10 protein-coding genes are annotated in these 13,443 nt (G+C 66.7%); 6 read left to right on the forward strand and 4 right to left on the reverse strand.

Translation table 11 applies throughout. From position 1 onward, the window contains the following. The first annotated feature begins 76 nt into the window (after positions 1-76). Positions 77-1,318: a JmjC domain-containing protein gene (locus OEB96_RS07930; RefSeq protein WP_266214866.1), complete on the forward strand. Its 1,242-nt coding sequence runs from the start codon at positions 77-79 to the stop codon at positions 1,316-1,318. An 8-nt stretch (positions 1,319-1,326) separates the two neighbouring features. Beyond that, complete coding sequence (locus OEB96_RS07935) at positions 1,327-2,058, forward strand: hypothetical protein (RefSeq protein ID WP_266214867.1); 732 nt, start codon at positions 1,327-1,329, stop codon at positions 2,056-2,058. A 71-nt stretch (positions 2,059-2,129) separates the two neighbouring features. On the opposite strand, the gene OEB96_RS07940 is transcribed toward OEB96_RS07935, so the two are convergent. The 4 genes from OEB96_RS07940 to OEB96_RS07955 all read right to left on the reverse strand — a co-directional run bounded on the left by OEB96_RS07940 (position 2,130) and on the right by OEB96_RS07955 (position 7,429). Further along, entirely contained in the window at positions 2,130-3,506 is a 1,377-nt protein-coding gene (locus tag OEB96_RS07940) for a ferritin-like domain-containing protein (protein WP_266214868.1), read from the reverse strand. Between the two features lie 86 nt (positions 3,507-3,592). After that, on the reverse strand, positions 3,593-4,192 hold the full coding sequence (locus tag OEB96_RS07945) for a CHAT domain-containing protein (RefSeq protein ID WP_266214869.1): 600 nt from the start codon (positions 4,190-4,192) through the stop codon (positions 3,593-3,595). Then, on the reverse strand, positions 4,189-6,198 hold the full coding sequence (locus OEB96_RS07950; RefSeq protein ID WP_266214870.1) for an ATP-binding protein: 2,010 nt from the start codon (positions 6,196-6,198) through the stop codon (positions 4,189-4,191). Before OEB96_RS07950 ends, OEB96_RS07945 begins: the two co-directional genes overlap by 4 nt. Before the next feature lie 652 nt (positions 6,199-6,850). Next, complete coding sequence (locus OEB96_RS07955; RefSeq protein WP_266214871.1) at positions 6,851-7,429, reverse strand: sigma-70 family RNA polymerase sigma factor; 579 nt, start codon at positions 7,427-7,429, stop codon at positions 6,851-6,853. Between the two features lie 242 nt (positions 7,430-7,671). Between OEB96_RS07955 and OEB96_RS07960 the strand changes: the two genes are divergently transcribed. From OEB96_RS07960 to OEB96_RS07975, 4 genes are all read left to right on the forward strand, one after another. Further along, on the forward strand, positions 7,672-9,528 hold the full coding sequence (locus OEB96_RS07960) for a S8 family serine peptidase (RefSeq protein WP_266214872.1): 1,857 nt from the start codon (positions 7,672-7,674) through the stop codon (positions 9,526-9,528). A 78-nt stretch (positions 9,529-9,606) separates the two neighbouring features. Then, positions 9,607-11,598 (forward strand): hypothetical protein, encoded by a 1,992-nt coding sequence (locus OEB96_RS07965; protein WP_266214873.1) that lies wholly within the window; start codon positions 9,607-9,609, stop codon positions 11,596-11,598. Between the two features lie 243 nt (positions 11,599-11,841). Beyond that, positions 11,842-12,981 (forward strand): hypothetical protein, encoded by a 1,140-nt coding sequence (locus OEB96_RS07970; RefSeq protein WP_266214874.1) that lies wholly within the window; start codon positions 11,842-11,844, stop codon positions 12,979-12,981. A gap of 64 nt (positions 12,982-13,045) precedes the next feature. Beyond that, the gene (locus OEB96_RS07975) at positions 13,046-13,417 is read left to right on the forward strand and encodes a hypothetical protein (protein WP_266214875.1); all 372 of its coding nucleotides are present in this window, start codon (positions 13,046-13,048) and stop codon (positions 13,415-13,417) included. Positions 13,418-13,443 lie beyond the last annotated feature (26 nt).

Consider the following 13,443-nt stretch of genomic DNA (forward strand, 5'->3'; position numbering starts at 1 on the left):
CGAGATGTCACACAATCGAACATCCAAGCTCCCTGTCGATGACTTCGCGCTCGATCGCGCATCTCGGTATCCACGCGTGCTGCGCGCTCACCTCGCCTCGGAAGAAGAGTTGTGGGGATGGATCGTTGCCGCCTGCCGGAATGTCGACGAGCGGGGTCGCAACCGAGACATCCCTGACATCAAGGTGCGGTTCTTCGTGTGTCCGGAGGCTCGCGACGCGCGATATGAGGGGGCGGGCCTCGCGCACGCTCCGGCCGAGTTCTTGCCGCGCGAGAGCGACGTGAGCCTCGCCGCGTACACCGAACGCATGATGCGGCTGCTCGACGGCCAACGCTTCGGTCTGGTGGTCAATGGCCTCCAGTTGGTCGATTTCGCATTCTGTGAGCGTGTGCGCGATTTCATCTTCGATTATCAGAGCCTGAACGGCATTCGTGCGACGCCAGCGGTGATTGCATTCCTCGGCAACTACGATCGCACGGCCTTTGGAGCGCACGCCGACCAGCAGTGTGCGGACGTCTTCCAGTTCGTCATCTCCGGTCGCAAGCGCATGCGGCTGTGGAGCGGCCCCCAGGTCGAGGCCAATCCCGCGCTCGAGCGTGCGCTCTCGCAACGGCCCTCCGACTACATGCCGGAGTCGTGGGCCTCGGTGACGATCGACGGAAACCCTGGCGAGCTCCTGTACTGGCCGGGCGAGGCGTGGCACGTCGGCGAGGCCATCGACGAGGAGCCGCACATGTGCGTCTCCGTCAGCCTCGTGCCGCCGTTCCTGACGCTCGACGCACTCCTCGAGGCTGCCGTCGACCACGTGCTCAGGAACACGATCGCGGTCTGCTTTCCGCAGGACGCCGCGCCCCATCCCGTGGGCGGCATCTCCGACCCGATCGTAGACGAGACGTGCGCGCGCGCGATCGGGGCCCTCGACGAGGAGCTGTATGCGCGCGTTCGACAGCAGTGGCTTTGCGCCAGCACGAGCCTGGGGATGAAGCATCCGCGGCGCTCACCCGATGACGTGCTCCGCGCAGGCGATTGCATCTCGTCGGATTCCAGGTTGCTCCAGTGCTGCCCGGACGGCTCCGAGCTGCTCGTCGTCAGTGTCGGCGTCGCGCTGCGCTGCAGCGCCGGCATGAAGGGGCTACTCGACGATCTCCGCACCGAACGCGCATGGATCGTCGATGAGCTGGTGGCACGCCACGCCGTGGAGCACGAAGCCAAGGCCATCGAGGTGCTCCTCGATGAGCTCCATTCGACCGGCTCCATCCGAAAGATCACGGCCGACCGGGCGGATGGGGTTGCGTCAACGGGTCCGAAGAGGGCTTGATCGTCCCCGTGACCGATCTCGACGACCAAGCCACGCCTTCCTCCTCCGATTCCGACGCGCCCACGCCCGACCTTCGAGTGGGTGCCGTGCTCGATCCCGTGACTCTCGACGCGCTCGACGACGTTCGACGGCGGCAGCTCGAGATCGCCAATCGCCTCTACGGCGGCGCCGAGGAGACGGCCGAAGAGATCCTGGGCCGTGGCCCCGACGGCCAAGAGGACGAGCGCATCCATCCTCGGTTCCTCGAGCTGCGCACGATCGTCGATGCAGACGGGACTCCACGCTACGACGCATGGCTCTACATGGTGGACAGCGGGTCCATCTTCGAGGCGGGGACCGAGACGGTGGTCGCCGAGGTGATTCAGTTCGGGCTCGAGTGCGACGACGAGGTGCTGGAGCGGGCACTGGACCCGTTGCTCGGCAAGCTCCCGCAGCCGAAGACGGAGGTGACGGCCAAGTCCGAGGAGCCGGCGGCGAAGAAGACGGCGGCGGCGGCGAAGAAGACGGCGAAGAAGAAGACGGCGAAGAAGAAGAAGACGTCGGCGAAGAAGAAGACGTCGGCGAAGAAGACGGGGGCGAAGAAGAAGACGGGGAAGAAGAAGACGGCGAAGAAGTCGGCGGTGAAGAAGAAGACGGCGGCGAAGAAGAAGACGGGGGCGAAGAAGAAGACGGGGGCCAAGAAGAAGACGGCGGTCAAGAAGCAGCCGGCCGCGAGGAAGAAGCGCGCGGCGAAGAAGTGAGACGCAATTCGCGTGGGCAACCTGCGAATGGCGGGCGCACGGTGGTCCCGATGCCCGATCCCGGGTGACGCTCAGCTCGGTCGAAGACTTGGGGCGCGGGCCGGCGCGCTCGTGGTGGGGCCACCGAGCGCTGCGAGCAGCGGATCGATCAGCTCGCGCCACGTGTGCATCCGGGCCTGGGCCAGGGCACGTGGGTCGAGGCGGCCATGGTCGAGCAACCACGCGGCATCGGGGCTCGCCTCCGGCAGCTCCGCATCGCGAGGCCGCAGCTCGTCGGCCAGGGCAGCGATCGCCATCGACACGCGCGGTCCCTCGCGCTGCACGAGCCACGCAACCGTGCGCCAAGCCAGCGCCGCGTGCTCGGTTTCGTCGTCGGCAATGCGCTCGAGCACCGCACGGGCGACCGGATCGGTCGCCTCGCCAGCGGCCCGTCGGGCACACACGGCCGCGATCGTCTCGCCGACACAGCCCTCCACGAAGGTGTCGAGCGCGACCTCCCGCGGATCGGCGCTGCGCGGCGAGATCTCGGGAAGCGCGGTGGGCTCGAGCGCTCGTCCGCCATAGCGCTCGGCCAGCCCAAAGCACAGTCGTGCGTGCTCCACCTCGTCCTGCGCAGCGCGCTCGCACGCCTCCAGGAGTGCCAGCGGGGCGCCGATGCCCCGCAGCTCCTCGCGCGCGCGGGCGAACGAGGCGATCGATGCGTGCTCGGTCAGGGCGTCGTGCAACCACTGCTCGCCAATGCGGGCGCGGGTGTCAGGGGGCAGCGCGGACGATGGCGGGAGCTCGGGCAACCGGGCCGACCAACCATGGCCTGCACGCAGAGCCGCGATCCATGGGCGTCCATCGATGAGCAGCGGGCGCCCGCCTGGACACGGTATCGTCCAGTCGTAGCAGCAGGTCTCGGTGTCACCCTCCGTGCGCTTGGCCTTGGTCGTGTCGACGTTCAGGCTGCCCCTCTGGCTCACGCCGCGCGGTGGAGGCTCGTGACCCTCGAGGAGCTTCGCGTCGAGCCTGATCGTGCCATCGACGACGCGGGGGCAGCCTTCGACGTCCTCGGACGCGATCGCGAACTCGGTGCGCATCGACTCGACCAGGCTCCGGGGGGCACACCACTGGGTCGTTGGACACGTCGGCCGGCTCCGTTCCTTCGGATGCGGGATCGCATCGGGTGGCGGCTCGACGGTCTTGGTGTCGTCGAGCTTGGTGTCGTCGAGCTTGGTGTCGTCGGTCTTGGTGTCGTCGAGCTTGGTGTCGTCGGTCTTGGTGTCGTCGAGCTTGGTGTCGTCGACCTTGGTCACCTCGGTCTCGACTACCTCGGTCTTGGACTTCGCATCCGGCTCCTGCTCCTGACCCGCGGCGCATGCGGGAGCCAAAGCCCCGAGCACGAGCAACGAGGACACGTCGAGCGCACGGCGAAGGCGGCGGTGCATCGAGGCGAAGTCGGTCATCGTGGCAATCTATCATCTTCGCGTCGGGTGCTCGCCTACGTCCAGCACCGTAGGTCGCGAAGGGTCCGGCCGGGATGCGTGGCAGGTCAGGGACGCCAGGCTCGCCATGCAGTGAACTCCTCGTCTCGAGCCTGGAGCTCGTGCAGCGCTCGGAGGAGATCTCGGGCGGGTTCCTCGAGGTTCGGTGCAGCGCGGTAGAGCGCGCGGCTCAGCGCGTAGGCCCGTTCACCGTCGACTGCCGCCAAGGCCGGCGCGATGACCAGTTCAGCCCCCGCGAGGATGAAGGCTGCGGCCATGTTCATGCCTCCATCGATCACGGCGTTGCTCGTGACTCCGGACTCGCAGGCTCCGAGGACGACGACGGTCGGCGCGTCGTGATGGCTGGTGACCTCCACTGCCGAGAGCCGTTCGTATCGGGACAGCGCGAGGTAGCTGTCCTCTCCCAGCTCCCCGGAGCGGTAGCCGTGACCCGCATAGTGCAGCAACGTGGGGGGAGGAGCCGTGTGCCATGGTCGCCAGCTCCCGCCCACCGACCACCCGGCCCTTGCGAGGACTTCGTGAACGAAGGCCCCTTCTTCGGCGGCAAGCCCCGGCACTCCATTGCCATCGTCGTCGCCAACGATGACCACCGCTCGTCCCGAGGGCTTGCGTTGCGATCGTCGGCCGAGGCCGAGGCTGTAGCTCACCACGGCCCCTGGGGCCACATCCTTGCCAAGAGGGTGTGGAAGCCCACGTCGAGGAATTCGCCGGTCGGGACGACCCACAGTTGCTCGAGCCCGGCGAGGTGATCATCGTCGCGCATCGTGCAGAGGACCTGCTTTGCTGCTTGCCATCGCGACGCAGCATCGATGGCACCTTCGATGACGAGGGGGAGCGGCTGCTCACCGTACCGCTTCCAAGCAAACCACCATCGTCCGGCCTCGGGGAGTGGGTGCATCGTCAACAACGCGGTCCCCTGGGGAACGTCGCGTTCGCCACGGGCGTCGATCGGGCACATCCACGGTGGGGACTCGCTCGAGAGCCTGGCCCGGGCCGCGCGGAGGTCGTTGGCCAGCCGCTCTCGCTCGAGGTTCGCACGACGCGTCGAGATCTCGAGTTCGACCTGGGGAAGCTCGCGGCTGGACCGCTGCATCGCCTCGAGTTCCCCCTGCTTCTCGCGATGGCGGGTCAGCGCCTCGACGTACTCCGGCGAGGAGTCCACGGCAACGCTCAGCGAGTGGAGATGGCGAGCTCGCGCCCCGAGTACCATGCACATCGCCCTGGTGGGGTCTCGATCCAGCAGCGACAGGTAGTGGGATCGACTTCGTCGATCGCGGCCCGCGAAGAAGCTTCGCTCGTGCTCGAGCGTGAGCAGGAGCGCCTGGCGAGCCACGATCGCCTCTGCCTCCTCGTAGTGGCGCAGGGCGGCTCCTGGTGCGCCGCTTTCCTGCTCGAAGCGTGCACGTGCGTAGAGCACACGAAGGATCTCGTCATCGTCGAAGGTGAGCGCTGCGTAGCTCGCGGCGCGCTCGAGTTCCGAACGCACGACACGAGCGTCGTGGCTGATCCGGGCGAGGACCAGATGGGCGAACACGCGGTCGCGAAGGTTGAGCGCGGCGAGATCGACTTGGTCCATCCATCGCCTGGCCGCGGCCAGATCGGGGGAGCGACCCTGGCTGGCTGCGACAGCGAGGTTGAGACGGGCCCCTTCTGCGAGCGAGCTCTCGCTCCGTTCCAGTGATGCATGCGCCCTGGCGAGCTCGGCCGACGGGTCGTGCGCGTCGGGGTCGTACTCTCGACGGTGGATGTGGACCCAACTGACGTTCACCTGGAGCTGATCGGAATAGAGCCCAAGACCGGGGACGGCCGCGGCGAGGTCGGCGTCGGCGGCCGCCCTTTCGAAGTGGCCGATGTGGCCGAGATGCAGCGCTCTCTCGCAGAGCGCGGTGGCGTAGAGGGGGGCGTTCCCGTAGCGCCTGGAGATGTCGATCACGCGCTCGAGCCCGACCTGCAGTCCGTCGAACCGACCCAACCAGCGTGCGAGCTGAAGCGAGAAGAGCTCGGATTGCAAGGCGATGTCCAGCGACAGCGGGAAGCCCCGCATCTGCTCGATCAGAGCCTCGGCGCGCACGATGTCGTCCTGCGACTCGAAGGTCTCGACGGCCTCCCAAGTGGCCGCTACGAGCGCTCGTCTTCCGGGCAAGATGTCTCCCTTGGGCGGATCGCCGGGCGTCATGAGGTCGAGGACGAAACGCCGGCCATCGTGGTAGGCGAGCGTGAATCGCCCGCTCGGCTGCGGCGGCCGCAACAACAGCATGATGCCGCGACCGTCGGCATCGACCGTCACGCTCGAGCTGGGCAGGGGGGTGCCGTCCCAGTCGTGCTCGAGCGCCTTCGGATCCCACGAGCCTTCCAGCCAAAGATGGATCCGATCACCGTCTCTCACGGTGCAGCGGCCGTCGGACCACAGCTCGCGAGCACCTCCTACCGCGACGGGAAGGCGCCCCCGTGGGCTCGTCAACCCCAGCACCGGGCCGAGCGCGAGCACTCGGATCCCCCGGATGAACTGGGCGCGCGACAGCTTCATCGTTCGAGAGGTTCGCTCGGATCGAGCGCGAAAAGCTCGAATCGAAGCACCCGCTGCTCGACGGAATCCTTGGCGGCCCAGACTCGAGATGGCGACGTCTCGAGCCGCGAGGGCGAGGCGATGCATGCCACGATGGTCCACTGGCCAGGATCGAGCCCCAGCGCAGAGAACGGACCCGACACATGGATGATGCCCGCGTCATTGACTCGGGTCCGCTCATGCAGCTCGAGCCTCGTGCCCTGCTCGGCAACGCCACCTTCATACGCGAACATGGCCAGCTCCACCGGCTGGGCCGTGGCGGTTCGCGGGCGTAGGGTGAGCTCGAACGGGGTGTCGGGCCGATAGCGGGGGAGATCGTTGGCGCTCCGACCTCGGATCGGAGCCAGGCCCCCGCCGAACTCGAGCGCGTAGTCAGGCAGACCGGCCGTCGGGCGCGACCAGATCCACAGGATCGCAGCGGCCGCGATGGCCAGCACGACGCCGAGCGCCGTACGCAAGGGCCGACGGGCGCGAGCCGGTGGCCCGCTCTCGCCGACGATGCGCTCGTGCACCGAGCGCATCAACGCGACCACCTCGTCGTCGTCGAGCGGGGTGTAGAGTGGCCTTCGGCGCTCGATCTCCGCGGGTGGATCCCCACGCTCCAGCCGAGCGGCTGCGACCTCGTCTGCATCCCGGTGTCCAGCGACGACCGCTTCCCACTCGGGATCGGCCGGGGCCATGCGCGCTCGTTCGAAACGCCCGAGATCATCGAGCAGCACATCGGTGTGGTCTGGTTCGATCATTGGAGCCTGTCCCTGATCTTCGCGACCCTGTGCTTGAGGCGATGCTTCCAAGTATTGATCGCTCCTTCCGTCATGTCAGCAAGGGCGCCGGCCTCCTGGGAGCTCACCTGCTCCACATAGAGCAGGTGGAACAGCAGCCGGTCTCGATCGCCGAGCTCCCCGTCGAGTTCGTCCATGATGCGCTGGAGTAGCATGGCGTTGGCGAACGAGTCCTCCGGGTTCTTCGCGTCATCAGCCGGCTGAGCTTCGTCGAGCCGCATGATCGGGGCAGCCGGCAGCCTTCGTAGTGCCTTGTGATCCCTGCTGATCAGCCTACAGCGGGTCACCATTCGGATGTAGCTCTCGAGGTTCCTTCCTCGAAGCGGATTCCAGGCGCGCATGGTCCTCCCGTCGTTCTCGAGGAGCGCCACGCAAACGTCGTGCACGAGGTCGAGAACGTCGTCCTTGGTCGTCTCTGGAAACCTGGAGAGGTGGCGGGCCGCCTCTTTGTGGATGAATGTGATGAGAGTGCGAAATAGCGGCTCGCGTGCCCCTGGCCCTCCGTCGAGCATGCGAGCGATGTCCTTGGGGGTCACGGGCGCCCCCACTCTAGCGCTCCTTGCGCTGGTCTGTCCAAGCCGGCTCTCCCGGCGCGGTCGCGATGGCGAGAACATCGCGAAATGACACCGATTCTCAGGGTCTCGAGATTTCTTCGCATCACTCCGTGAGATCGATCGAGAAACCGCGAATGAGTCATCGCAGTCAGCGAAGGGCTCGGATGCTCCGGGAAGGACGGCGCGCCCGCGTAGCCGCGGTGCGTGAAGTGAACATGGTGAACATGCGCAAGAGGAATTCGATCGCGGGGGTTGGCCTCATCCTGCTCACCGCGTGTCCCTGTGAGATCGAGGATTCTCCGACCTGTGAGAGACCCGAGCCATCGTGCCCCGATGACGAGTGGGTCGTGGGGTTCGGGCCCGGAGTCGCATCATGCCCCGACGACTTCGATGGTGATGGGGTGCGAGAGTGGGACACGAGTCTCCTGACCGAAGACATGCTCGATACCAGCGACCACTACTGCCTCTATCGATGGCTGGAGGCCGACCCTGCTCCCACGAAGCTCGAGTTGCCCTTCGAAAGTGCGGGGGCCCACACATGGGCTCCCAATTGCACCGTCGTACCCGCGGCCACCGCCATCGAGCTTGCTCACGCCAGAGATTTTCATCGGGCGATCCAGCCGCTTCCGGTCGATCCCGACGACTTGTTCGAGCCGGACCCGCAGGCCCCCGGCAGTCGCCCCGTGGTGATCTACGTGGTCGACACCGCGCCTCGGCGGACCGAGAACGGGCAGGCAATCCACGGCAAGCTGCTCGCGGCGATGATCGCCGAGCTCGGGGACGCGACAATCGGCGATGGTGATTGCCACGTTGGTCGCTGCGTCCGGACGCGCCTCGGTCTGCCGCTGCCCGACACGGACCCGACCCTCGACACGATCGAGGAAGGTGGATTCCATGGAAGCATTGCCACGCTCATACCACCCCTCAGCGAGATCCTGATCGAGGCCCGCCACGACCAAGACGACGTCAACCGCATCGTGGTCATGGCCTTTGGCTGGGATCCGGCTCAGCTGGTCGAGCCCGATGCTCCGCCGCATCCAGTGGAGTCGATTCTGCGCGAGCTCGGCAAGGAGGGAGTCCTGCTGCTTGCCGCCGGTGGAAACGCAAACACGGTCGAGGGGGAGGTCGGGCCGACCGCTCCCGCGATCTTTGCGGAAGGCGGGTGGCCCGCAGAAGGGCCGTGCCCCGACGAGCCGTTCACGCTGTTTCCGATCTCGGGAGTCGACGGTCATACGCGAGAGCTCGCGATCGCTCGCGACGATTCCGTCGCCAGCCTTGCCGCTTGTGGGAGTCATGGGTCCGCGATGGGGCTCCCCTCGGACCGCCGAGGCGTCGACTTCTATGGCCCGCTCTCGGGCACGTCGATCTCGACCGCCGTCGTCGCGGCGGTGGCGGCGATGATCTGGTCGTACACACCCGACGATGCCTGTGGCTTGATGAAGTCGATATGGGACGACGGCCCATCGATCGCCACGAGCACGGACATCGGGCCATTCGGAGGCCCTCAGAAGCTCGTGACCGTGTGCAATGCGGTCCGAGAAGCCTGTGCATCGAAGGACTCGCCGACCCCGGCCTGCAATGAGCTGAGCTGCGAGGCCGCCTCGGAAGAGGGGCCAACGGCGGCTCAGGTCGCCTGCATGACGCTGGAGAACCTCTCGAAGGTCGGCTGTGCCCCAGATGTTGCTCCGCCTGGTGGCCCTTCGTGCGGAGCAACCGAGTCACTCGATCTCGACTGGGTACGTCCTCAGCCGGATCACACGCTGTGCCCGATCTGCAGCGTCGAGGAAGGCCTCCTTCATCTGAGCGGGGCGACGATCACCGACGAGATCACGAGCATCTCGGTCGTGCTGTGGTACGACGATGGGTCGAGCCACGAGGTCGGGTTCTCTGATCTTGGCAGCCGGTGCGTGCGTCCGCTGGGATCCGATGCGTTGGGGGTGGATATCACCATCGCCAGCTCGGAGCTCCGGCTGTCGAACCCGCCGACTGGACCGAGCGCGTACGCTGCCATGCTCTACGCCCGTCACCGCGACGGGAGCATCACGCGAAGCGACCTGAACCTAATTGGTGCGTGTAGTTGATACTTGGCTGCAAGTTCGTATGCAGCAGGGAGTGGAGAGTCAACGATGTTACGAGCCGCGAATTCGTTCGATCCCGTCATGAGAGCACTCCTGCTGACCGCGGCCCTGGTCGGCGCTTGTGGGGCGCCCGACGATCGTCAGCCTTGCGATGCCATCGGAGCGCCGATGCTGCCTCCGGAGCCCTTGCCCACCCTCGGGGCATCGGATGCAGCCGACCTCTACATCCAGCGTCTACCCGAGCCGACCACCACGGGACTCGACGTCGCCATCCACTACCGCGTCGGCCCCATGCTCGACCCGGCGCTCGAGGGCAGCCTGGTCGTGGTCGTGGGCGAGCAGGAGAGTCCACTGGCCTTGTTCGAGTCCGACATGCTGGCTCGGGCCGGGCGCATCCCCGAGAGCCCGGGTCCCGGCTTCCATACGCTGCTGGCAAGCCTCGAACCGATGGAACTCGAGCGAGTCGCGAATCTCGGTGACTCGCTCGAGCAGCGACTGGGACCCAGTGAGGGCCCATCGTCGAGGTTCGAGGGGCGGTCCATGGTTGCCCACGCCGAGGTCGGCGATCTGGACCTGGCGGACGGCGAGGCCGGAGGGCTCGTGATGGTGCCCGGTGTCGTGTATGTGCCACCTGCGCTCGACGTCTCCCACGGGCGGGCGCTGATGATCACCCACCCGGCGGTCGTCCAGGACCCCACGCGAACCGCCGATCCGTGCCGTCCAGGGCCCGGGAATCCGGATGGCGCGTGGACCTTCAAGCACCTGATGAAGGGGGTGTCGGGCGACGCCAAGGGTGGCGACATGACCAAGCCCTGGCTCGAGCAGTGGTCGAAGGATTGGATGCTCGATGGCGACGACATCCCCGAGCGCAAGGCGCAGATGCACGGGCGGGTGCTCGATGCGTGGCCACGCAAGAGCGGCGGCGTCGAGCTCGATCTCGACCAGGCGCCCCTTCGGCTCGCGGCGATCGTCAACCGCGTCGACCTCGGCACGATCGCGGAGGATGGCTCTGGCCCTGGGTATGGGGGCACGATCGCGGCGGGAGCGACCACGGCCGGAGAGCTGCGCTTCGTGTTCGGGGTCCAGGATCCGGCGACCTGCGAGATGCTTCCGTTCAGCGTGATCTTCGAGTATCGGGTTCCGATTTCCGACTGCGAAGGTACGCGAGCGTGGGCCAAGGCCTGGCTCGATCTAGACGACCCCTCAGCGGCGTTCTCGGAGCAGTGGCGCGAGCAACTGGAGATCTTGACCGAGAGCGTCGTTGCGTCGAGCGCGGGGACACCCTCGCTGCTGCACCTGAGGACCAATGAAGACGCGCTCGCTCCCGACCAGGAGATGCGTAGCTTCGAGCTGGTGACCAACGGACCGAACGTGCTCGCACGCGAGCCGCTCGACATGACTCCCAGTGATTCTCTCCACGACACGATCGGCGACGCGGACGTCGCGAATTTCGTCGACGTGATCGTGAAGCCGACCCTCTCCGTCGGCGGCTGTCGGGCTGCGTTCTCGTTGCCGGGCTGGATCGGTCTTCACCCGGGCGGCAATGTGTTCGTGTCGGAAACGAGCTTCTGGGGCCCTGCGACACTGCCGGTCGGTCCTGCCGAGCTGTGTGCGTGGCACCGGTTCTCGCTCGAGACCTGTAACGGCTGTCATGGTGCCGACACCGGTACTTCTCGGTTTCACGTCGATCCACGCACGATGCCTGCGACGTTGTCGAGATTCCTGACCGGCGGTGCCCCTCACTCCCATTCGACGGTGGCCGATCCTCGCGACCCGACTCGGCACTGGAGCTTTGCCGAGCTCACTCGCCGCTACCAGGCGCTCCAGCTCGCGGCGGGGCGCATGTGTGGCGGCGTACCGCAGCCAGGGGCGGGGTTCCTGAACGCCATTGCGGCGCTCGGGCCAGTGCCGGTGTCCTCGTCCGGTCCCAATCCGGGCGAATGGGAGCTCGGTCCGGTCCACGATGAGGACACCGCGCTCGCCATGTTCGATGCATTTCTGGATCTCGATGCTCCGATGCAGATCGTCTCGTTGCGTGACTTCGTGCGCGAAGCGGAGACGTTCGTGCACTGAACCATCCATCGACCATCGACCATCGACCATCGACCATCGACCATCGACCATCGACCATCGACCATCGACCATCGACCATCGACCATCGACCAATCCAAGGACTGATGAATCATGTTGGACATCAATGCGCGACTCTCGCTGGCCTCACTCGCCGTCATACTCGCCAGTGTATCGGGTTGCAAGCGCGAGGGCTCTTACTGTCCGAGTCCGGTCGAAGCCGATCTCGATGCGTCGACCGGCCCGATGGTGGGCACCGGATGGGATCCTGTGATCGACTCGTCCGACTCGGACGGTGGCTCCAGCGGTGATGGGCCCGCCCCCGTGCGACGCCTGGTCGACATTCTGTTCGTGGTGGACGACTCGGGCTCCATGGGAGAGGAGCAAGCCAAGCTTGCCAGTGGTGCCGCGGGGTTGGTGGCGGTGCTCGACACTGCCTCGCCGCCGATCGACTACCGCGTGGCCGTGACCACCACCGACAACGGCAACCCGTGGTGCGGGTCCACCAGTCACGAGGAAGGGCACTTCGTTGCCACCAGCTGTCAGCAGCGCGCACAGGACTTCGTGTTCGAGGGGGTGATGACCATCGATGCCTACGAGGAGGCTTGTCTCGGCGCGTGTGCGCTTCCCTCGCTCGATCTCCCCCAACCGTGGATCGACGTCGAGCGATCGACCGATACGACCAACGTGCCCGAGGGTTCCGTGCTCGAGGCACTCGAGTGCATGCTGCCCCAGGGAATCAGCGGTTGTGGCTTCGAGCAACCACTCGAGTCGATGTCCAGGGCGATCTTGCTCAGCCGGACCGAGGGGGAGAGCGAGCATGGCTTTCGCCGCGAGGGGGCCTTGCTGGCGGTGGTTCTCGTCACCGACGAAGCAGACTGCTCGTACGACGCCGACCACGAGACGATCTTCTTGCCCGACGGCAATCGGGTGTTCTGGTCGGATCCCGGTGCACCTGCTCCAACCTCGGCCGTGTGCTGGAACGCTGGCGTGGTGTGCAGCGGGGGCTCGTGCCGCTCGGCCAATCTCGATGAGGACGCCAACGAGGTCCCCGATGCCGATGCGGATCTCGATGCGGTGATGCACCCGGTCGATCGCTATCTCGCGCAGCTGGGATCCGAAGGGGCGCTGGTCATGGCCATCAACGGCGTCGCTCCCGACGGCTCGGTCGTCTACCAGGACTCGATGGACGATCCTGGGTTCCAGAGTGACTTTGGCATCGGGCCCGGATGCGAGAGCGCGGCCGGACGTGCGGTACCGCCGGTTCGGGTTCACGAGGTCGTCGACGAGTTCGGTGGGACTGGCGGTGCGCGCTCGATCTGCAGTGACGAGTTCGGTTCGGCACTGGCCTCGTTTGCAGAGGAGATCGTGGCACGCTTGCCATGAGGGCGATGCACTTGGTGGGTCCGTTGCGATTGACACGAGGCGAGAACGCGAACAAAGTGCCCGTATGGGCTCGCGCACCAAGGACCACAAGGGCACTCGTCCCACGTTGCCGCCCAGCGGGCCTGCCCTGGTGCGCCCTGCGTTGGGAGCACTGGTGCTCGTGCTCGGGAGCACGGTGGCTGCCGGTTGCAAGACCAGGGGGGTGCCGCCGATGCCCCCGCCGCCGATGCCCGATCCGACCTACGGTGATCCGATCCCGCCGATGCCCGATCCGAGCGACGGCGAACCCCCCATGGACGAGCCGCCGCCGATGCCACCGCCCGACGACGATGGCGCCGAGGTCGATGCGCCGATGCCTCCGCCGGACGACACGATCCGCTCACCGCCGCCCATGCCCAACCCGGGTCCCGGCACGCCGGTCGGGCCCAAGCTCTGAGCCCGCTGCGGCGAGGTTCGGTGATG

It is taken from the genome of Paraliomyxa miuraensis (assembly GCF_026337845.1).
In the GTDB taxonomy this organism is placed as follows: Bacteria; Myxococcota_A; Polyangia; order Nannocystales; family Nannocystaceae; genus Paraliomyxa; species Paraliomyxa miuraensis.